This window comes from Moorena sp. SIO3I6, from assembly GCF_010672095.1.
The window spans coordinates 1-1,879 of record NZ_JAAHHU010000959.1 but is presented as its reverse complement, the minus strand read 5'-3'; the positions used below and the strand labels follow the sequence as shown (position 1 = coordinate 1,879).

General features: G+C 39.8%; 2 protein-coding genes. Both read left to right on the top strand.

What is annotated here, in order from left to right; all coding sequences use genetic code 11:
- Positions 1-859 (top strand): AAA-like domain-containing protein (locus F6K49_RS44950; RefSeq protein ID WP_293108565.1); only part of this gene is annotated, 859 nt, incomplete at its 5' end.
- Between the two features lie 80 nt (positions 860-939).
- Positions 940-1,879 (top strand): AAA-like domain-containing protein (locus F6K49_RS44945; protein ID WP_366514322.1); only part of this gene is annotated, 940 nt, incomplete at its 3' end.

Here is a 1,879-nt window from a genome sequence, read left to right as displayed (position 1 = left end):
TCATCGGATTCTTGATTATGCTAAGTCTCGGGGTTATCGCACGGTTTATTTGAATCTGAATGAGTTACCTTACCATGACTTGGATATATTTTTACAGTCTTTTTGTGTGCGGGTTGCTCAAAAATTGAAATTGCCCAATCAGTTGCAAAATTATTGGGAAGATAATTTTTTTACCAGTGAAGTCAAGTGTAGCACTTACTTTGAAGAGTATTTGTTGGTTTCTTCAGAGAGTCCTTTGGTTTTATGTCTCGATAACCTAGAGCGAGTTTTTCCTCATCAACACGTTGCTGAAGGGTTTCTTACGTTGCTGCGTAGTTGGCATGAAAATGGCCAGTTTTATGATAGTTGGAAAAAACTGCGGTTGATAGTGGTTTATGCTACGGAAGTTTATATTGAATTGGCTATCAATAAATCGCCTTTCAATGTAGGATATCCTGTAGATTTAACTGATTTTTCCTTGGAACAGGTTCAGAACTTGGCTAGATTTTATGGCTTAAATTTATCAGTTAATTCATTACAACAATTAATTGCTATGGTAGGAGGACATCCTTATTTATTACAGTTAGCTTTCTCTACTCTTAGCAAAAATTCCAACATCACCATCGAGCATCTTTTAGAAACCGCCCCGACAGAATCAGGGATTTATCGCCATCATTTGCGAGAACTTTTAAATAATCTCATGCTCCATCCCAACTTACTAAAGGCTTTCAAAAAATTACTGACAACTACTCAAGCAGTGCGCCTGGATTATAAAGAAACCTATCTGTTAGAAAGTCTGGGATTAGTCAGAGCAATCGGTAATGATTGTATTCCGAGATCTAATTTGTATCGTGAGTATTTTAGTAACAGACTTTTGTAGTTAGGGAGCAGGGAGCAGGGAGCAGGGAGCAGGTAAGAGGCAATAGGCATGCTAGCAATAGGCAATAGGTAAAAAATCCTGTGTACCTCATAGCTATAATAAACGCTATAAAACCAAATACTACTCGAATATCTTCACTACTGTTCCCGATTCCCGATTCCCGATTCCCGATTCCCGATTCCCGATTCCCTGTTCCCTGTTCCCTGTTCCCTGTTCCCTTTTTGATCATGACCAACCAACCAACAATCTATCAAGTTGGGGGAAGTTTACCTAACGATGCTGCTACTTATGCAGTCAGAAAAGCTGATACGGAAATTTTTGATGCTTTGATGGCTGGGGAATTTTGTTATGTGCTCAACTCGCGACAGATGGGTAAATCTAGTTTGCGGGTAAAAACGATGCAAAGACTAATAGAGGCGGGAGTAGCTTGTGCTTCCGTTGATGTTACCCAAATTGGTAATTACGTAACGTCAGAGCAATGGTATGCTAGCTTAATTAAGAGTCTGGTAAATAGTTTTAAGCTCTCAGATAAATTCAAGGTCTTACCTTGGTTACGAGAGCGTCAGCAACTCTCCCCAGTAATGTGGTTGGGTGAGTTTATTGAAGAGGTGCTGTTGTCAGAGATTCCAGAAAATATTGTTATTTTTCTGGATGAAATTGACAGTATTATTAAAGTAGAGTTTAAAGATGATTTCTTTGCTTTTATTCGCAGTTGTTATAACCAAAGATCCGAAAATACTGCCTACAAGCGGCTTAATTTTTGCTTGCTGGGAGTAGCAACTCCAGCGGATTTGATTCAGGATAAACAGCGCACTCCCTTTAATATTGGTCGGGATATTGAACTGACTGGGTTTACCTTTGAAGAAGCGAAAACACCTCTGCTCCCTGGTTTAGTAGGGAAAGTGGATAATCCTGAACAGGTGTTAGCTGAGATATTGCACTGGACGGGGGGACAACCGTTTCTGACCCAGAAGTTGTGTAAGTTAATGGTGGAGCATTCTCAAGCTTCCCCCTTATTAA